General features: G+C 62.8%; 17 protein-coding genes, 1 other RNA gene and 1 pseudogene. 4 read left to right on the top strand and 15 right to left on the bottom strand.

From position 1 onward, the window contains the following. Nucleotides 1-22: 22 nt before the first annotated feature. Both MESAU_RS06345 and ssrS read right to left on the bottom strand, forming a co-directional pair. Nucleotides 23-610, bottom strand: coding sequence for a 5-formyltetrahydrofolate cyclo-ligase (locus MESAU_RS06345; RefSeq protein WP_041163649.1), 588 nt, complete (start codon nucleotides 608-610; stop codon nucleotides 23-25). Nucleotides 611-706: 96 nt separating this feature from the next. Next, nucleotides 707-862: non-coding RNA, 6S RNA (ssrS, locus tag MESAU_RS29910), on the bottom strand. A 136-nt stretch (nucleotides 863-998) separates the two neighbouring features. Between ssrS and MESAU_RS06340 the strand changes: the two genes are divergently transcribed. From MESAU_RS06340 to msrB, 4 genes are all read left to right on the top strand, one after another. Continuing rightward, nucleotides 999-1838, top strand: coding sequence for an AAA family ATPase (locus MESAU_RS06340; RefSeq protein ID WP_015315229.1), 840 nt, complete (start codon nucleotides 999-1001; stop codon nucleotides 1836-1838). 83 nt (nucleotides 1839-1921) lie between these two features. Next, on the top strand, nucleotides 1922-2368 hold the full coding sequence (locus MESAU_RS06335) for a GNAT family N-acetyltransferase (RefSeq protein ID WP_015315228.1): 447 nt from the start codon (nucleotides 1922-1924) through the stop codon (nucleotides 2366-2368). Nucleotides 2369-2374: 6 nt separating this feature from the next. Next, the gene (locus tag MESAU_RS06330; protein WP_015315227.1) at nucleotides 2375-3565 is read left to right on the top strand and encodes a vWA domain-containing protein; all 1191 of its coding nucleotides are present in this window, start codon (nucleotides 2375-2377) and stop codon (nucleotides 3563-3565) included. A gap of 103 nt (nucleotides 3566-3668) precedes the next feature. Further along, nucleotides 3669-4073 carry a peptide-methionine (R)-S-oxide reductase MsrB gene (msrB, locus tag MESAU_RS06325; RefSeq protein ID WP_015315226.1) on the top strand — a complete coding sequence of 135 codons (405 nt, stop codon included), beginning with the start codon at nucleotides 3669-3671 and terminating at the stop codon, nucleotides 4071-4073. A 64-nt stretch (nucleotides 4074-4137) separates the two neighbouring features. Here msrB and MESAU_RS06320 read toward each other — a convergent pair whose 3' ends face one another. The 13 genes and pseudogenes from MESAU_RS06320 to MESAU_RS06260 form a co-directional block, all read right to left on the bottom strand. After that, nucleotides 4138-4437 carry a hypothetical protein gene (locus MESAU_RS06320; RefSeq protein WP_015315225.1) on the bottom strand — a complete coding sequence of 100 codons (300 nt, stop codon included), beginning with the start codon at nucleotides 4435-4437 and terminating at the stop codon, nucleotides 4138-4140. Beyond that, nucleotides 4438-4878, bottom strand: a complete 441-nt coding sequence (locus tag MESAU_RS06315; protein WP_015315224.1) for a hypothetical protein — start codon at nucleotides 4876-4878, stop codon at nucleotides 4438-4440. A gap of 49 nt (nucleotides 4879-4927) precedes the next feature. Further along, nucleotides 4928-5188, bottom strand: coding sequence for a DUF2312 domain-containing protein (locus MESAU_RS06310; RefSeq protein ID WP_015315223.1), 261 nt, complete (start codon nucleotides 5186-5188; stop codon nucleotides 4928-4930). 159 nt (nucleotides 5189-5347) lie between these two features. Continuing rightward, nucleotides 5348-8806, bottom strand: a complete 3459-nt coding sequence (pyc, locus tag MESAU_RS06305) for a pyruvate carboxylase (protein WP_015315222.1) — start codon at nucleotides 8804-8806, stop codon at nucleotides 5348-5350. Nucleotides 8807-9095: 289 nt separating this feature from the next. Next, nucleotides 9096-10214 (bottom strand): branched-chain amino acid ABC transporter substrate-binding protein, encoded by a 1119-nt coding sequence (locus MESAU_RS06300; protein ID WP_015315221.1) that lies wholly within the window; start codon nucleotides 10212-10214, stop codon nucleotides 9096-9098. Between the two features lie 137 nt (nucleotides 10215-10351). Next, nucleotides 10352-10699: a DUF6867 family protein gene (locus tag MESAU_RS06295; RefSeq protein WP_013892487.1), complete on the bottom strand. Its 348-nt coding sequence runs from the start codon at nucleotides 10697-10699 to the stop codon at nucleotides 10352-10354. Nucleotides 10700-10715: 16 nt separating this feature from the next. Then, nucleotides 10716-11444, bottom strand: a complete 729-nt coding sequence (locus MESAU_RS06290; protein WP_015315220.1) for an ABC transporter ATP-binding protein — start codon at nucleotides 11442-11444, stop codon at nucleotides 10716-10718. After that, the gene (locus MESAU_RS06285; RefSeq protein ID WP_015315219.1) at nucleotides 11444-12925 is read right to left on the bottom strand and encodes an ATP-binding cassette domain-containing protein; all 1482 of its coding nucleotides are present in this window, start codon (nucleotides 12923-12925) and stop codon (nucleotides 11444-11446) included. The genes MESAU_RS06290 and MESAU_RS06285 overlap by 1 nt, the downstream gene beginning before the upstream one ends. Further along, nucleotides 12925-14430, bottom strand: a pseudogene (livM, locus tag MESAU_RS06280) (high-affinity branched-chain amino acid ABC transporter permease LivM); the annotation flags it as partial. The pseudogene livM and the gene MESAU_RS06285, both read right to left, overlap by 1 nt. Nucleotides 14431-14524: 94 nt before the next feature. Continuing rightward, a complete protein-coding gene (locus tag MESAU_RS06275; RefSeq protein WP_015315217.1) occupies nucleotides 14525-15427 on the bottom strand; it encodes a branched-chain amino acid ABC transporter permease in 903 nt (300 codons plus the stop codon). A 335-nt stretch (nucleotides 15428-15762) separates the two neighbouring features. Then, nucleotides 15763-16764, bottom strand: a complete 1002-nt coding sequence (locus MESAU_RS06270) for a 4-hydroxyproline epimerase (RefSeq protein ID WP_015315216.1) — start codon at nucleotides 16762-16764, stop codon at nucleotides 15763-15765. Nucleotides 16765-16778: 14 nt separating this feature from the next. Then, complete coding sequence (locus tag MESAU_RS06265; protein ID WP_015315215.1) at nucleotides 16779-18116, bottom strand: NAD(P)/FAD-dependent oxidoreductase; 1338 nt, start codon at nucleotides 18114-18116, stop codon at nucleotides 16779-16781. 19 nt (nucleotides 18117-18135) lie between these two features. Then, nucleotides 18136-19029 carry a dihydrodipicolinate synthase family protein gene (locus MESAU_RS06260; protein ID WP_015315214.1) on the bottom strand — a complete coding sequence of 298 codons (894 nt, stop codon included), beginning with the start codon at nucleotides 19027-19029 and terminating at the stop codon, nucleotides 18136-18138. Nucleotides 19030-19053: the final 24 nt, after the last annotated feature.

The raw sequence follows: 19053 nt of genomic DNA, 5'->3' as shown, positions 1-19053 counted from the left end.
ATCATGCGTTTCAAAGAACTATCTACAATTTTGGCGCAAAGCGGCGCAACCCGCTCTCGGTGAGTATTTCCGGGATGACCACGTCATGGGGTTCGTCTGGAACTTGCGAAACTTCTTGGCAGTCGAAGGCGATGCCGATCAGCCGGGGCGCGAGTCCCTTGTCGACGAGCTTCGCGATCGCCCGGTCGTAATAGCCAGCGCCATATCCGATGCGGTGACCGCGCGCGTCGAAGGCGGCGAGCGGCACCAGCACGACCGAAGGATCGAGAACTTCGGCCTCGGCATGCGGCCCGACCGTGCCAAAGCCCATGTCGACCATCGGCGCGCCGCGAACCAGTTCGCGAAAGACGATGGTGGTCTTGTCGAGAATGGCAGGCAGGCAGAGCCGTGCGCCCTTCTCTCGCAAGGCGAACATCAGCGGCCTGACATCGACCTCCGAGCGCATCGGCCAGAAGCCGGAGACGATCTGACCGGGCCCGATCTCCAGATGGTCGCGCGCCGTCTCCGCCATTTCGAGCGCAGCCTCCACCCGCCAGAATGCATCGAGGCCGTCGCGGCGGGCGAGTGCCTCGAGGCGCAGCTTCTTTTTCAGGTCTTTAGGAGAGGTCATGCGGCCAAGGTAGAAAAGGTCAGAGCTGTGCGGGGTCTCAAGTGCGACGTTTTCCACCGCATCATCCACCAAGATGCGTGGACGCCTTGCGACAAGTGACGATCCACACAACCGGTGGAGAGAGCGATCCCGGGAACCTACAAAGTAGGTGGGCGCCGTGTGAGAAAACCCACGGGTCTTCCCAGGGACAGCTCCCTAAGGATCGTTAAGGCCCCGGGGAAAATGTTCTCCTGCCGGGAAGCACAGACCGTCCTGCCCAATATAGGCCGCTGGTGGCTCAAGCGCCAGTGACGCAGGCAGTCACGGCGGCTTTATTCGCCATCCGGCGCAACCCTTGCACAGCCGCGGCGGCGTCCTTACGGTCGCGACGACCAACCAAGGAGCAAAAATGCGTTTCGAAGGCACGGCGGCCTATGTCGCCGACAAGGATCTGATGGTGGCGGTCAACGCGGCGATCGCGCTGGAGCGGCCCTTGCTGGTCAAGGGCGAGCCCGGCACCGGCAAGACGGAACTCGCCCGCCAGGTGGCGGCGGCACTCGGCCTCGAGCTGATCGAGTGGCACGTCAAATCGACGACGCGGGCGCAGCAAGGTCTCTACGAATACGATGCGGTGTCGCGGCTGCGCGACAGCCAGCTCGGCGATGTCAGGTTCAACGATATCAAGAACTACATCAAGCGCGGCAAGCTTTGGGAGGCATTCGCGGCCGACAAGAAGGTCGTGCTTCTGATCGACGAGATCGACAAGGCCGACATCGAATTCCCCAACGACCTGCTGCAGGAGCTCGATCGGATGGAGTTCTTCGTCTACGAGACCGGCGAGACCATCCGCGCCGCCGTTCGCCCGATCGTCATCATCACCTCCAACAACGAGAAGGAGTTGCCGGACGCTTTCCTGCGCCGCTGCTTCTTCCACTACATCCGCTTTCCCGACGTCGACACGCTGCACAGAATCGTCGACGTGCACTATCCTGGCATCAAGCAGAACCTGGTGCGCGCGGCCCTCACCCAGTTCTATGAAATCCGCGACGTGCCAGGCTTGAAGAAGAAGCCATCGACCTCCGAGGCGCTCGACTGGATCCGCCTGCTGGTCGCCGACGACATCGCGCCGGAGGATTTGCGCGCCGACCCCAAGAACGCATTGCCTAAACTGCATGGCGCCCTGTTGAAGAACGAGCAGGACGTGCATCTGTTCGAGCGGCTGGCATTCATGGCGAGAAGACAGCAATAGGGCAGCGCTTTCCCCGGCTGTGGACCGTTGCCGCGGGCCGAAGAGAAGGTCAGCTTCGGCCAGAACCCTTCGGAGGAGATAAAATGTCTGAGATCGTTGTCCGCCCGCTCGCGCAATCCGACCACGCCGACTGGCACCGCCTGTGGACCGATTATCTGACCTTCTACGAAACCAAGCTGCCGGAAGAGGTCTATGCCATCACCTGGAAACGGTTATTCACCGAAGGCGAGTTCGAGCCGAAGGGTTTTATCGCCACATCGGGCGGCAAGGCCGTCGGCCTCACCCATTATCTCTACCATCGCTCCGGCTGGTCGGAGAAAAACAACTGCTACCTGCAGGATCTGTTCGCCGACCCGGATGTGCGCGGAAAGGGCATCGGCGCGGCCCTCATCGAGGCGGTGAAGCAGGAGGCCGGCAAAATCGGCGTGAAGAACGTCTATTGGATGACGCACGAAACCAATGCCACCGCCCGCAAGCTCTACGACCATGTCGCGCGCAGGACGGGCTTTATCGAGTATGATTTGCTGTAACCGGCCATGTTCATCCCCTTCTTCCTCGAGCTGAAGGCAGCGCGCGTTCCCGTCTCGCTCAGGGAATACCTCTCTCTGCTGGAGGGGCTGGCCGCCGGGCTGGTCGATTACGACGTCGAGGGTTTTTATTATCTCGCCCGTGCCGCTTTGGTGAAGGACGAACGCCATATCGACCGCTTCGACCAGGTCTTCGCGCATGTCTTCAAGGGCGTCGAGGCACTGGGCGGGCCGGATGCGGTCGACGTCGCCAATATTCCCGAGGAATGGCTGCGCCGGCTCGCCGAAAAGCACCTGACCGAGGAAGAGAAAAAGCTGGTCGAGGCGCTGGGCGGTTTCGACAGGCTGATGGAGACGCTAAAGCAGCGGCTCGAGGAACAGAAGGGCCGCCACCAGGGCGGTTCGAAATGGATCGGCACCGGCGGCACCTCTCCCTTCGGCGCCTATGGCTACAACCCCGAAGGCGTGCGCATCGGCCAGAACGAAAGCCGCAACCGTCGCGCGGTGAAAGTCTGGGACAAGCGCGAGTTCCGGAATTTCGACGATGCCGTCGAACTCGGCACCCGCAACATCAAGATCGCGCTGAAGCGCCTGCGCCGCTGGGTGCGCGAGGGCGCCGAAGAAGAATTCGACCTGCCCGGTACCATCCACGCCACCGCCGAGCACGGCTATCTCGACGTCCAGACACGGCCCGAGCGCCGCAATGCGGTGAAGCTCCTGATGTTCTTCGATGTCGGCGGCTCGATGGACGATCATATCAAGAGCGTCGAGGAGCTGTTTTCCGCCGCCCGCGCCGAATTCCGCCAGCTCGAATATTTCTATTTCCACAACTGCCTCTACGAAGGCGTGTGGAAGGACAATCGCCGCCGCCATGCCGAGACGATCTCGACCTTCGATCTCATCCACAAATATGGCCCCGACTACAAGGTCATCGTCGTCGGTGATGCCTCGATGAGCCCATACGAGATCGCCCACCCAGGCGGCTCGGTGGAACACTGGAACCTCGAGGCCGGAGCCGTCTGGCTCGGCCGGCTGCTGCGGCAATGGCCGAACGCGGTGTGGCTTAACCCCGAGAACGAGAAGAACTGGGGCTTTACCCATTCGATCGCGATAATCCGTGACATCTTCGACGGCCGCATGTTCCCGTTGACTCTGGCCGGACTGGAAGGCGCCACGAGGCAATTGTCGCGCAAACATTGAGATATCCGGAGCGGTCGGACTGGGCAGGTCTGTAACAAACCCCTATCTTGTTGCGAATATCCGGTTGCAACCAAGAACGAGCCGCCAAGGCTGAGGAGATCAAATGGACACCCACACCTACCCCGTCACCCGCACCGACGCCGAATGGCGCGCCCGGCTGACGCCGGAGCAATACGCCGTCATGCGCAACCATGGCACCGAGCGGCCGGGAAGCTGTGCCCTGCTGTACGAGAAGCGCGCCGGTACTTTTTCCTGCGTCGGCTGCGACCAGCCGCTGTTCCAATCCACGCTGAAATTCGAGAGCGGCACCGGCTGGCCGAGCTTCAACGATCCCGTGCCGGGCTCGGTCGAGAACACCGTCGATCGCAGCTACGGCATGGTCCGCACCGAATGCCATTGTGCCCGTTGCGGCAGCCATCTCGGCCATGTCTTCGAGGACGGCCCGCCGCCGACCGGCCTGCGCTACTGCATCAATGGCGTGGCGCTGAAATTCGAGCCGGCCGGCTGAACAACGCGTCGTGAATGCTTGCCAAGGGCGGCTCCGGCCGCCCTTTTTCGTGCGGGCAGCTTCGTCAGACGACGATGGTGGCGATCAGCCAGAGCGCTGATCCCAGCATGAAGAGGGAAGCCCTGGCACCACCGGCCTTCTCAGCCGTGCGCCAGACCGCCAAAGCCAGGAAGATGCTGTAGGGCACCGGTGCGAAATGCACCGCCAGGACGAGGCCGAGCGGCATCTTCAGTCCAAGCAGGATCAGCGCCGCGGCGGACGACACTATATTGATCGCGGTTCCGACAAGCATCATGTCGCGCCAGAACAGCCGGCCGATCGGCACCTCGCCAAGCCAACGCGAGCGGAAGAAATCCGCGATCACTTACCCCTGCCTCAGCACTTCGGTCACGGCGCACTCGACCCGCGAGCATTCCGTCACCAGCCAGTCGGTCATGGCAGGCCAGTTGTCCTCGGCAAAGCAATTGACGCGCCACATCGAATTGATGCCAAGGCCCTCGCAGCTTTGTTCCGGCCTGAGTTTCAGCCTGTCTTCGATCGCTGGCCGGAGCGGCTCCAGCCGCGACCAGCTTTGCGTGGCGCCGAACTTCTCGTTGCGGCCGAAGAAGACGCCGACATGGTTCTGCGCCGGCGCGACATACATGGAAAGCACCAGAGCGAAATCGGGCAGTCCGCGCTGCCAGAACCAGGGCCCGCGCCGCGCCAGCCGGGCTCTTTCTTCCGGATGCCGTTCGGCAAACAGCAACCAGAAGCCGCGATGGCGGAATTCCGAGGCGCGGCGGCCGCCGAAGTCGAATTCGCTCATGGTTCGAACCGTATCACCGGCAACCGCGTCGGGCACCGGCCGGTTAGTCTTACACCATGCCGAGGGCGGCCATGTACAGATCGAGGATGGCGTCCTCCTCCTGGCGCTCGGCCTGGTCCTTCTTGCGCAGACGGATGATGGTGCGGATTGCCTTGGTGTCGAAGCCGGTGCCCTTGGCTTCGGCGAAGACTTCCTTGATGTCGTCGGAGATCGTCTTCTTTTCTTCCTCGAGCCGCTCGATGCGCTCGATCAAGGCACGCAGCTGGCCGGCGGCAACAGTCTGGCTGGTCTCGGTGATATCGTCGGCCATGTTTTCTCCAAATCGGTTCCGCGCCGCGACTCGGGGAACGTGCCGCGACGAATTTCAGCGGTTCGATGCCCGACCGGAGCCGGCGGGTCAAGCCGTTATCGAACAGCTCGCCAAGGCCTGCCGTCATGAGCCGACAGCCTGCCCGTTCCTTGCGAGCTCTCAGTTGAAGGCTATCAGGAGATCCTTCGCATCGATCTGGTCGCCGGCCTTCACCAGCACCTCGGCGACGGTGCCGTCGCGCTCGGCGTGCAGCGCCGTCTCCATCTTCATCGCTTCGATGGAAAGCAGCACGTCGCCGGCTTTGACCGCCTGGCCGGCTGCGACCGAAAGTGCGGAAACCACACCCGGCATCGGCGCCCCAACATGCGCCTCGTTGCCGGGCTCCGCCTTGCGGCGCGCCTTGGCCGCCGACGCACCATGCGCGCGGTCGGGCACCTTCACGCGCCGCGGCTGGCCGTTGAGCTCGAAGAACACCGTGACCATACCCTTGTCGTCGACATCGCCAAACGCCTGGCAGCGCACGACCAAGGTCTTGCCCCTTTCGATATCGACGAAAATCTCGTCTTCCGATTTCATGCCGTAGAAATAGGTCGGCGTCGGCAGAACGCTGACCGGGCCGTAGGTCTCCTGCGCGGCGACGAAGTCGGAAAACACCTTCGGATACATCAGCCACGAGGCGAACTCGTATTCCGACAGCTTGCGCTCGAGCTTGTCCTCGATCTCCTTGCGGCTCTTCTCGAGGTCGGCCGGCTTGAGCAATGAGCCGGGCCGCGCCGTGATCGGCTTGTCGCCCTTGAGTGCCTTCTTCTGCAACGCCTGCGGCCAGCCGCCAGGGGATTGGCCAAGATCGCCGCGCAGCATCGAAACCACCGAGTCCGGGAAGGCGATGTCGCGGGCCGGGTTCTCGACATCGGCAACGGTCAGGTCCTGGCTCACCATCATCAGCGCCATGTCGCCCACGACCTTGGAGGACGGCGTCACCTTGACGATGTCGCCGAACATCAGGTTGACGTCGTGATAGGTCTGCGCCACCTCGTGCCAGCGTGTCTCCAGCCCCAGCGAACGCGCCTGTTCCTTCAAATTGGTGAACTGCCCCCCCGGCATTTCGTGCAGATAAACCTCGGAAGCCGGGCCTTTCAGGTCGCTCTCGAAAGCAGCGTACTGATTGCGAACGGCTTCCCAGTAGAACGAGATCTTTCGGATCCATTGCGGGTCGAGGCCTGGATCGCGCTCGGTGCCTTTCAGCGCTTCGACGATTGAACCCAGGCACGGCTGCGAGGTGTTGCCGGAGAAGGCGTCCATCGCCGCGTCGATGGCGTCGACACCGCTTTCCACGGCCGCCAGCACGGTTGCCGCCGACAGACCCGATGTGTCGTGGGTGTGAAAATGGATCGGCAGGTCGGTCGCCTCGCGCAGCGCCTTGAACAGCACGCGGGCAGCACTCGGCTTCAACAGGCCGGCCATGTCCTTGACGGCGATGATATGGGCGCCGGCGGCCTGCAATTCCCTGGCGAGCCCGACATAGTATTTCAGGTCGTACTTGGCCCTCGCCGGATCGAGGATGTCGCCGGTATAGCACATCGCCGCTTCGATCAGCTTGCCCTCGGCGCCGACCGCGTCCATGGCGACGCGCATGTTCTCGACCCAGTTCAGGCAGTCGAAGACGCGGAACAGGTCGACGCCGCCCGACGCAGCCTGCTTGACGAAATGCTGCACGACATTGTCGGGATAATTGGTATAGCCGACGCCGTTGGCGCCGCGCAGCAGCATCTGCAGCAACAGGTTGGGGGCGGCTTCCCGCACCAGCGACAGCCGCTCCCATGGATCCTCGGTGAGGAAGCGCATGGCGACGTCGAAAGTGGCCCCACCCCAGCATTCGAGCGACAGCAACTGCGGCAAGGCGCGCGCATAGGTGCCGGCGATGCCGGCAATGTCATGCGTGCGCACACGGGTGGCGAGCAGCGACTGGTGGCCGTCGCGCATCGTCGTGTCGGTGACCAGCACCTCCTTCTGCTCGCGCATCCAGGCGGCGAACTTTTCCGGCCCGAGCACGTCGAGCTTCTGCTTGCTGCCGCTCGGCACATTGCCGTTTAGATAGGGCACCACGGGCGGCGCCGCGTCGGCCTTTGGCGTCGGCCGGCCGCGCGTCTCGGGATGGCCGTTGACGCTGACGTCGGCCAGGTAGTTGAGCAGCTTGGTGGCGCGGTCCTGACGCTTGACCTGCTGGAACAGCTCCGGCGTCGTGTCGATGAACCTGGTCGTATAGGAATTGTCGGCGAAGCTCGGGTGATTGATGATCGCTTCGAGGAAGGTGAGGTTGGTGGCGACGCCACGGATGCGGAACTCGCGCAGCGCGCGGTTCATGCGGGCGATCGTCTCGGCCGGCGTCGGCGCCCAGGCCGTGACCTTCTCCAGCAGCGGATCGTAGAAGCGGGTGATGACCGCGCCGGAATAGGCCGTGCCGCCATCGAGGCGGATGCCGAAGCCGGTGGCGCCGCGATAGGCGGTGATGCGGCCGTAGTCCGGAATGAAATTGTGTTCGGGATCTTCCGTGGTGATGCGGCACTGCAAGGCATGGCCGTTCAGCCGGATATCCCTCTGCGCCGGCACACCCGATTCCGGCGTGCCGATGGCGAAACCGTCGAGGATGTGGATCTGCGCCTTCACGATGTCGATGCCGGTCACCATTTCGGTGACGGTGTGCTCGACCTGGATGCGCGGATTGACCTCGATGAAGTAGAACTTGCCGGTATCCGCGTCCTGCAGGAATTCGACGGTGCCAGCGCCGATATAGCTGGTCTCGCGCGCGATCTTCAGCGCGTAGCCGCAAAGTTCCTGGCGCAGGTCCTCGCTAAGGTAGGGCGCCGGCGCGCGCTCGACGACCTTCTGGTTGCGGCGCTGGATCGAGCAGTCGCGCTCGAACAGGTGCACTGCATTGCCGTGTGTGTCGCCAAGCACCTGCACCTCGACATGGCGGGCGCGCTCGATCAGCTTTTCGAGATAGACCTCGTCCTTTCCGAAGGCGGCCTTCGCCTCGCGCTTGCCTTCCATGACCTCGCGGGCGAGGTCGGCCTCGGAGCGAATGGCGCGCATGCCGCGGCCACCGCCACCCCACGAGGCTTTCAGCATGACCGGATAACCGACCGTCTTGGCGAGTTCCTTGACCGCCTCCATATCGTCCGGCAACGGATCGGTCGCCGGCACCACGGGCACGCCGACCTCGATGGCCAGATTGCGCGCGGCAACCTTGTTGCCCAGCCGGCGCATCGTGTCGGGCTTGGGACCGATGAACGTGATGCCTGCTTGCGCGCAGGCCTCGGCGAATTCGGGGCTTTCCGACAGCAGCCCGTAGCCGGGGTGGATGGCATCGGCGCCTGAAAGTCTGGCGACGCGGATCACCTCCTCGATCGACAGATAGCTCTCGATCGGACCCATGTCCTTGCCGAGATGCGGGCCGCGCCCGACCTGGTAGCTCTCATCGGCCTTGAAGCGGTGCAGCGAGTATTTGTCTTCCTCGGCCCAGATCGCCACGGTTTTGAGGCCCAGCTCGTTGGCCGCGCGAAAGACGCGGATGGCGATTTCTGACCGGTTGGCGACGAGGATCTTCGTGATGGCCAAGGACTGGGCTCCAGCAGCGGAAGGAACGGGAAATCGGGGCAATGATTAGCGCGAAAATGCTGCAGTGCAAACAAAATCGACGCTGATTTAAACCGATTTAGATCGATTGTCCGGCCAACACTCGCATGCATCGGTTCGAACGGACGGAACAATGGCGACAATTTCGATCCTGGATGCGATCTTCCTGGCTAAGGAAGGCTCACCGTGACGTAACCCGGCTGCCGCCGCGCATCAAAAGAAAATGCCCGGCGCGAGGCGCCGGGCATCGTTGGTTTCGGATCCGAATGAATTACGACTTCGGGAACCAGGAATACTTCCCGTCGTCCTTCTTCTTCCATTCGTACATGATGTAGCCCGGCAGCTTCGGATCGCCCTTGGCGTCATAGGCGAGATCGCCCAGAACGGTCGGGAACGGGCCGCTTTCATGCATCGCCTTGGCGACGGCCTGCGGATCGTTCGTCTTGGCAGCAGCGGCCGCCTCGGCGACCACCTGCACGGCGGCATAGGCGTAGAGCGTGTAGGCTTCCGGCTCGAAACCCTGCGCGCGGAACTTCTCGACGAGTTCCTTATTGGCCGGGATCAGACGCGGATCGGGGCCGAACGTGTTGAGGGTGCCGGCGACAGCGTCGCCCGCGATGGCGGCGAGTTCGTCCGTCACGATGCCGTCACCCGACATCATCGGGGCCTTGAGGCCCTGGTCCGCCGATTGACGGATGATCAGACCGGCTTCGGTATGCAGGCCACCCCAGTAGATCAGGGTGACGCCGGCTTCCTTCATCTTGGCGATCAGCGCCGAGAAGTCCTTGTCGCCGACATTGACGCCTTCATACATCACTTCCTTGATGCCGGCGGCGTTCATCGCCTTCTTGGTTTCGTCCGCGAGGCCCTGGCCATAAGGGGTCTTGTCATGGATCACGGCGACTTTGGCATCCTTGAAGTTCGCGGCGATATAGGCGCCAGCGATGCTGCCCTGCTGGTCGTCGCGTCCGCAGGTACGGAACACATTCCACAAGCCGCGCTCGGTAAACTTCGGGTTGGTTGCGGCCGGCGTGATTTCGACGATGTTGTTTTCGGCGTACACTTCGGAGGCCGGGATCGACACGCCCGAGTTGAAGTGGCCAATCACGAACTTGACGCCGTCGCCGACGAACTTGTTGGCGACCGAGATGCCCTGCTTCGGATCGGAGACATCGTCGCCGACTTCGAGCTTGATCTGCTCGCCATTGATGCCGCCCTTGGCATTGATCTCGGCGACCGCCGCTTCGGCGCCCTTCTGCAACTGTGCGCCGAAGGCCGCGTTCGGACCGGTGATCGGCCCGGCGACGGCGAACATTACATCAGCCCACGCGTTGCCGCCGAACGCGACGAGCGCGGTCAGGGCCACGGCGGACAAAAGTGACTTTTTCATTTAAACGCTCCCATTAACGGAGTGGGCGTGGATGAAGCTTTCATGCGATGCCCACCCTTATCGCAGAAAGCATAGTTTGCCGATTTTCAGGCACTTGTCACGCCGATTCATCCCTGACGCGGCGTTAATGATGAACGTCAACCTTTCGGTTTCCAGCTCAAGATTGAAGCTCTTTCGTAGAGCCAATTATACTGTGTGACCATCTGGTTGGTTCGTGTGTATTGATAGCCGACGAAGCCCAGTATCATCAGCACGATGGTGTCGACGATATAGTAATGCAGCGAGAACATCGTGCCGTCGAACAGCGCGTGATGGATGAAGCGGATTCCGATGCCGAGCCCGAGCAGATAGGCAAACAGCTGGATGAAGCTGCGCCATGTCTGGGCACTGGCCTTGCCGGTCATCCAGGCCGCCCATCCGCCGAGCAGGCAGGTGACGAAGAAGAACTGCCAGATCGACGGTTCCTCGTAGAGAATGCCTTGCATGGGAAGTCTCCTGAACTCAGTGATGTCCGCCTTCGAGATAGGCGGCGCGCACTTCCGGATTGGCGAGCAGCTCCTTGCCGGTGCCGCTCATCGTCACATTGCCGTTGACCATGACATAGCCGCGCGTGGCGAGCTTGAGCGCGCCGAACGCGTTCTGCTCGACCAGGAACACGGTCAGCCCTTGGGTGCGGTTCAACTCACGAATGGCATCGAAGATCTGCTTGACGATCAGCGGCGCCAGACCCAGCGACGGCTCGTCGAGCAGAAGCAGTTTCGGCCGCGCCATCAGTGCGCGTCCGATCGACAGCATCTGCTGTTCGCCGCCCGACAGCGTACCGCCACGCTGGGCGATACGCTCCTTCAGCCTGGGGAACAGCGTGAACACCTTCTCGACGTCCTCGCCATAATATTTGAGGTTGTCGAGGCTGGCGCCCATCTGCAGGTTTTCCATCACCGTCATGCGCGGAAAGATGCGCCGGCCCTCCGGTGACTGAGCAATGCGCATGCGCGCGATTTCGTGTGTCGGCAACTGGGTGATATCGGTCCCGTTGAAAGTGATGGTGCCCGTGCGGGCGCGTGGAGCCCCGAAGATGGTCATCATCAGCGTCGACTTGCCGGCGCCGTTGGCGCCGATCAGCGCCACGATCTCACCTTGCTTGACACTGACATTGACGCCGTTCAGCGCACGGATGTTGCCGTAATAGGTCTCCACGCCCTTGATATCGAGCAGCGTTGTCGTGGCCATCACTTGCCCCCTCCACGCTTGCCCTGAACGGGCTTGGCTGTGCTCGCCTTGGCTTTGCCGGACACATGACTGGTCGCCACCTTGCCTGCATCGACGCGGCGCGAGAATTCCGTATCCTTGCCTTGGCCGAGCAGCTTGGCCTGCTTGACCCACTCCTCGCGCGCGATGCGTCCGTCAAAGGCGAGATAGGCCTCGACCGCCTCGACGTCTGCCTTCTTCCAGGCGCCGATCTGATCGAAGTGGAAGATGCCGTGTTCGTTGAGCTTCTTCTCGTTGACCGTGCCGATGCCCTTGATGCGGGTCAGATTGTCGGCCTTGCCGCCACGGGGGGCAGCGAGGCGGTTCGAAACGCCTTCGGCCTTCGCGGCGGGCGCCTTGGCCGCCGTTTTCCTTGGTGCCGCTTTCTTCGCGGCGGGCTTGGCCGGCGCCGGTGTCGGGGCAACAGGCCTGCTTGCCACGCTGGCGCCGCGGGCATCGACCTGCGCTGCCTTCGAGGCGCCTTTCGACACGGTTACGCGTTCGCCTTGGCTATGGCCGACGGTGTCGCTCACCGGCCCGGCCAGATACGATGACGATGTCCCCGGGCCATGCGCGGAATCGGGGCCGATGTCGAGCTGTTCGATGACGTCCTCGTCGCCGACTTCGGTAAGTACGGTCTCGACCTCCTCGTCGTCGACGCCAAGATAGGCAGCGATGACGCGCGGGTCGGTGCGCACCGACTGCGGATTGCCGTCGGAGATCTTGCGGCCATATTCCAGCACCACGACATGGTCGGAGATCTGCATGACCACCGACATGTCGTGCTCGATCAGGAGGATCGAGGTGCCTGTCGTGTGCTTGATCCCCATCAGCAGTTCGTTGAGAGCCGCCGATTCCTTCGGGTTGAGACCGGCCGCCGGTTCGTCGAGGCACAGAAGCTCGGGACCGGTGCACATGGCGCGCGCGATCTCGAGCCGCCGCTGTGCGCCGTAGGGCAAGTCGCCGGCCGGATCGTCGGCGCGATCGACGAGATCGGCCTTTTCCAGCCAGTGCTTGGCAAGCTCCACCGATTCGGCCGAGGCCTTGCGGTAGCCGCTGAAGCCGAACAGGCCCAGGATCGTATACCCGGAGGCCTTCATCAGCTTGTTGTGCTGGGCGACGAGCAGGTTCTCCAGCAGCGTCATGCCCGAGAACAGGCGGATGTTCTGGAAGGTGCGCGCCACCTTGGCGCGCGCCGGGATCTCATGGTTGGGCAGCCGTTCCAGCAGGTAGCTGGAGCCATCGGCCCGGTTGAGCGTGATCATGCCTTCCGACGGCTTGTAGAAGCCGGTGATGCAATTGAACACGGTGGTCTTGCCGGCGCCGTTGGGGCCGATCAGCGCGGTGATTTCGCCGCGCCTGGCAGTGAAGGACAGGTCGCCGATGGCGACCAGGCCGCCGAACTTCATCGACAGATGATCGACCTGCAGGATGGCGTCGTTCATTTGTGCGTTCGCATTCATCAGCCGTGACCCTCCTTGGTGAAGGAGCTTGAGACAGCCCTTCGCTCCTTGAGGAAGGCTGTCGGTTCACGACTGCCGACAAAGCCCCGCGGCTTCCACAGCATGACGATGACCATGGCCATGCCGAACAGAAGCATGCGGTAGAGTTCGGGGGTGAAGTCTTGCCCGAAGACCTGTTTGAGGAAGTCGAGCTCGCGCAGCGCCTCGGTGCCGCCGATCATCACCATCGCGGCGACGGCGATGCCGACCAGCGACCCCATGCCGCCAAGGACGACGATGGCCAGGATGATGGCCGATTCCAGGAAGACGAAGGATTCCGGGCTGACGAAGCCTTGTCGCGCGGCGAAGAATGCCCCGGCAAAACCGCCGAACATGGCACCGGTGGCAAACGCCGTCAGCTTGGTCGTGGTGGTGTTGATGCCGAGCGAGCGGCAGGCAATCTCGTCCTCGCGCAGCGCCTCCCAGGCACGCCCGACGGGCATGCGCCTCAGCCTGATGGTGACGAAGGCGGTGAGCATGCAAAGCGCCAGGATCAGGTAATAGAGGAAGATCTTGTAGTAGGCGCTCGAGGTTGCGAGGTGCAGGACCTTGGCGATGTAGTTGGGGTCCGAGACGTTGAAGGTCATCAAGCCGAAAAAGGTGACTTTCGGGATGCCGGAGATACCGGCCGAACCGTTGGTCACATCGCGCCAGTTGATCAGCACCAGGCGGATGATCTCCCCGAAGGCAAGGGTGACGATCGCCAGGTAATCGCCGCGCAGGCGCAGCACCGGAAAGCCGAGCAGCACGCCCCAGAACGCGGCCATGGCGCCGGCCGCCGGAAGCAGGATCCAGAACGACAGGCCGTAGGTTGTGCCAAGCAGCGCATAGGCGTAGGCCCCGACGGCGTAGAAGGCGACGTAGCCCAGATCGAGCAGGCCGGCGAGGCCGACGACGATGTTCAGCCCCCAGGCCAGCATCACGTAGATCAGGATCTGGATGCCGAAATTGTCGACCCATTTCAGCGAGCCCTGCAATCCGGTGGCGACCGACCACGACATCAGCGACAGCACGACGATGACAAGGATCGGATAGAGCACCAGCGCGGCAATGCCGAGCTTGGTGAAGTTGGCGTGGATGAAGCCGCGGTAATAGTAGATCACACAGGCCAGCGCATAGATGATTGCGAGCGCGCGCAGGAACTGCAGATAGCCGGCCGCCTCTGCTCCTATCCATCCGGGAAGCGAGCCGTTGAACACGAACAGCAGCACCACCGCGATGATCGCCACGACAAACGCCGGCAACAGGAAGAAGCGCGACGCCGCACTGGCCGGCAACAGGCCGGTGGCGACATCGGCGATCTTCTGGTTGGCCATGAAGGGTTGACCATAGGCGACATAAAGGAAACGGCCGATAGCCGTGGCGATCACCACGGCGGCCAAGAGGCCCCAGCGCTTCACCAGGACCAGTTCATTGGAGATGTTCTGGTCTGTCTTGAGGCCGATGAACAGCACGAACAGGCCAAGCGAGATGGCGCCGGCATAGAAGCCCTCGCGCAGCGCGCGCTGCATGGGGCTGGCGACGGTGTCGCGCTCTGGAGATACGGTCACGGCCATGGTCTCAGACCTTTTCGACTTCTGGCCGGCCCAATATGCCGGAAGGCAGGAAGATCAGCACGATTGCCAGGATCGAGAACGCGGCGACGTCCTTGTAGTCGATCGAGAAATAGGCCGACCACATGCTCTCGATGAAGCCGATCAGGAGGCCGCCCAGCACCGCACCTGGCAATGAGCCGATGCCGCCAAGAACCGCCGCCGTGAATGCTTTGACCCCGGGGGTAAAGCCGTCCGAGAAGGCGATGACGCCGTAGTACATCAGGAACAGCGTGCCGGCGACAGCGGCAAGAGCGGCGCCCATGATGAACGTGATCGAGATGGTGCGGTCGACGTCGATGCCCAGCAGTGCGGCCATCTTGCGGTCCTGCTCGCAGGCGCGTTGCGCCCGGCCAAGCGAGGTCTTGTTGACCAGGTACCAGAACAGCGCCAACAGCAAAGCGGTGACGATGACGATGATGATCTGCTTCAGCGAAACGCTGACGCCGTTGATGTTGTAGACTTGGCTGACCATCGGCGGGATCGGCTTGTTGCGCGGGCCTTGCGTCACCTGGACGAAGTTCGACAGCGCGATCGACATGCCGATGGCGGTGATCAGCGGCGCCAGCCGGAAGGAACCGCGCAGCGGCCGGTAGGCCACTTTCTCGATCGTCCAGTTGTAGAGGCTGGTGAGCAGCATCGCCACGATCATCATGACCAGCAGCGCGATGACCACGGGCACCGAATAAAACAGCGCGCCGAGGATGAGGAAGACGATCAGCGCCGTGAAAGCGCCCACCATGAAGATGTCGCCATGGGCGAAATTGATCATGCCGATGATGCCGTAGACCATCGTGTAGCCGATCGCGATCAGCCCATAGATCGATCCCAGCGTCAGCCCGTTGATAAGCTGCTGGACAAAGTACTGCATGTGTACATGGCTCCCCTGGAATGTCGCCCATGCAGACGCATTCCTTTTCGTATTTCCCCTAGTCGTAAAGTTTCGAGCCCGGATTGCAACGTGATTTTTTTGACCGCTCCGCGTGTTTGCAAGTCACGTCTTCCCGATCGCCCGCTTTTCGCACCCAGCCCCTGGACTATCGCGGACCCTATCATTGGCATAACGCAATGTCTTTGACGATTGAGCCGCATCATGCGCTCCGTTTCGAAGAAATCACCGTCAAAATTAGGTGATAAGAGGAATCGTTGCGTTCCTGACACGGTTCGTTTTTTCGTCACACTCCTTTCCGCAGGGTCAGGATTCTCCTACTTGACCACGAAACCATGCGCGAACGGATCGCGGTCGTCGATGAAGATCGTGTTCAGTCCAGTCATGCGGGCCCAGCCGCCGATCGAAGGGATGATGGCCGGCTTGCCGGCGACGGTGACGTCCTTTTCAACCTTGCCCTTGAACAGCGAGCCGATGATCGATTCATGGACGAACGCATCCCCCGCCTTGAGCTTGCCCTTGGCATGGAGTTGCGCCATGCGCGCCGAGGTGCCGGTGCCGCATGGAGAGCGGTCGATCGCCTTGTCGCCGTAGAAGACGGCATTGCGGGCATCGGCTCCCTCGACCGTCGGCTTGCCGGTCCACAGCATGTGCGACAACCCGGTGATCCCGGGATTCTCCGGATGCACGAAGGAATACTTCTCGTTGAGCCGCTGCCGCACCACCGGGCTCCAGGCGATGAGGTCGCCGGCGGAATAGTCGGCCATATCGCGATAGTTCGCCTGCGGCTCCACGATGGCGTAGAAATTGCCGCCATAGGCGACATCGACGGTGATCTCGCCGAGCCCCGGACATTCTACCGCCAGTCCTTCGGCATAAAGGAATGACGGCACGTTGGTGATGCGCACCTCCTCGACATACTCGCCGACTTGCTTGTATTCCGCGATGACCAGGCCGGCGGGCGTGTCGAGCCGCAGCACACCCGGCGTCTTCGGCTTGATCAGCCCATGCTCGATCGCCATCGTCACCGTGCCGATGGTGCCGTGACCGCACATCGGCAGGCAGCCGGACGTCTCGATGAACAGGATGGCGATGTCGCAATCCTCACGGGTCGGCGGGTAGAGGATCGAGCCGGACATCACGTCATGGCCGCGCGGTTCGAACATCAGGCCGGTGCGGATCCAGTCGTATTCGGCCAGGAAATGCGCCCGTCGCTCCATCATCGTCGAGCCCTGCAGCAGCGGGCCCCCGCCGGCGACCAGCCGCACCGGGTTGCCGCAAGTGTGGCCGTCGATGCAGAAGAAGGATTTCTTGGCCATGTCGCTCCTCGAGATCAAAACCGTTGTGGACTGAAGGGGGCCAGATCAACGGATGAAGTCTGCCCCAGAACGAATTCCCTGATCAACCGCCCGGTTGCCGCGGCCTGCGTCAGGCCGAGATGGCCGTGGCCGAAGGCGTAGATCACCGACTGGCTTCGCGCCGCCTTGCCGACGACGGGCACCGAATCCGGCAGCGAGGGCCGGAACCCCATCCATTCGCGCCCGCCCGAGGGATCGAGCCCCGGCAGGAATTCCCGCGCCTTCCGCAAGAGCGCTTTCGACCTGTTGAAATTGGGCGGCCGCTCGATGCCGCCGAGTTCCACGGCACCGCCGACACGCAGGCCGGTTTCGAGCGGGGTGATGACGAAGCCATGGCCGGAAAAGATCAACTGTCGCCTCACGTCGAAGGCGCTCGGCGGCAGCGTCGTGTTGTAGCCGCGTTCGGTCTCCAGCGGAATGCGATCGCCGAGTTGCCGCGCCAGCAGATGCGACCAGGCGCCCGCGGCAATGACTATGTGACCGGCTTGCCTCGTCGTGCCGTCGGCCAGCGTCAGTGTCGCGCCATCCTGATCCGCCGCGACGCGGTCGATGCGGGCCATTTCGAAGCGGGCGCCCTTGGACTGCGCGTACGCCCACACCGCCTTGCCGAGCAGTTTTGGATCGGCGACGGTCTTCCATCCAGGCACGAAAGTGCCTTTGACGAAGCGCGGTGACAGCCCCGGCTGCAAGTCCGCTAGGTTCTCGCCCTCGACATGGCGGAAGCCGATGCCGAAGCGCTCGCGCGCCGCCCAGCCCGACAGCGCGGCGCGGAACTCGGCCTCGCCTTCGTAAAGTTCGAGCGAACCGTCCTCACGTAGCATCGGCCGGGTGCCGGAACGATCGAGCAGATCCATCCATTCGGCCTCGGCAAGCTTCATCATGCCGGCCTGCGCGGTCAGGCTCGCCTCGTATTTCCCAGGCGCGCCGGCGCGCCAGAACCGGATCAGCCAGGGCAGCAGCTTCGGCAGGTAGGCGGGCGGAATGCTGAGCGGGCCGAGTGGATCGGCGAGCCATTTTGGCAGCTGCCGGATCATGCCCTTGTGCGCCAGCGGCAGCACGTCGGAGAAGGCAAAGGCGGCGGCGTTGCCGGAGCTCGTCTCCTCGCAGATACCCGTGCGGTCGAAGAGCGTGACGTCCAGTCCCGCCTCGGCAAGGAAGGCAGCCGCGCAAATGCCGATGATGCCGCCACCGACGATGGCGATGTCTCTCCCTTCTCCCCGTTCACGGGGAGAAGGTGCCCGCAGGGCGGATGAGGAGCGCCGCCCCTTGTCTGTCGATTTGGACTTTCCTTGCACCTGGGCGCTGCCTCTCATCTGGCTGCCGCCACCCTCTTTAGAACTGCGGCAGTGTCGGCCGCGCCGCCAGCGCATCCTTGATGATCTTCTCGACAGCCTTGCGGCGTTCGCCCGACAGCGGCATGCGCGGCATGCGCACGCGGTCATTGGTGTTGATTGCGAACACTTCGGCAAGCTTGATGTTCTGCACCAGATAGGTCGAGACATCGAGGTCGAGCAGCGGCCGGAACCAGCGGTAGATGGCGAGCGCTTCTTCGCGGCGCCCCTGCTTCATCAGCTGGTAGATGGCGACGGTCTCGCGCGGGAAGGCGGTGACCAGGCCGGCCACCCAGCCGATGGCACCCACGGAGAGCGCCTCGAAGGCCAGGTTGTCGACGCCGGTGAACAGGTCGTAGCGGCTGCCCAGGCGGTTGATGATCTCGGTCGAGCGGCGGATGTCGTCGGAGGATTCCTTGATGGCGACGAAGCGCTTGTCCGACGCCAGCTCCTCCATCTGGTCGACGCTTACATCGACGCGGTAGGCGAGGCGGTTGGAATAGATCATGACCGGCAAGTCGCCGGCTTCCGCCACTGCGCGCAGCGCGGCCACCGTCTCTTCCGCGTTGGTGTGGTAGATCGGGCTCGGCACCACCATCAGGCCATTGGCGCCTTCCTTGGCGGCGCGCTTGGCGATACTGGCGGCCTCGCGGGTGCCGGCCTCGTTGACCGTCAGTAGCACCGGCTTCTTGCCAGCGATCTTCTGCGCGGTCTTCAGCACCTCGATCTTCTCGTCAGGCGACAGCATCGGTCCCTCCCCCAGCGAGCCGCAGACGATGATGCCATCGCAGCCGGCATCCATTTGCAGGCCGAAGCAGCGCTCCATCTCGGCGTGATCGAGCCGGTCGTCGGCGGTGAATTTGGTCGTGACGGCGGGGAAAACTCCGGTCCACATAGCTATCTCTCCATCTGATATATC

The organism is Mesorhizobium australicum WSM2073 (genome assembly GCF_000230995.2).
GTDB lineage: Bacteria > Pseudomonadota > Alphaproteobacteria > Rhizobiales > Rhizobiaceae > Mesorhizobium > Mesorhizobium australicum.
The sequence above is the reverse complement of the archived record's forward strand: the minus strand, read 5'-3'. Positions and strand labels throughout refer to the sequence as shown.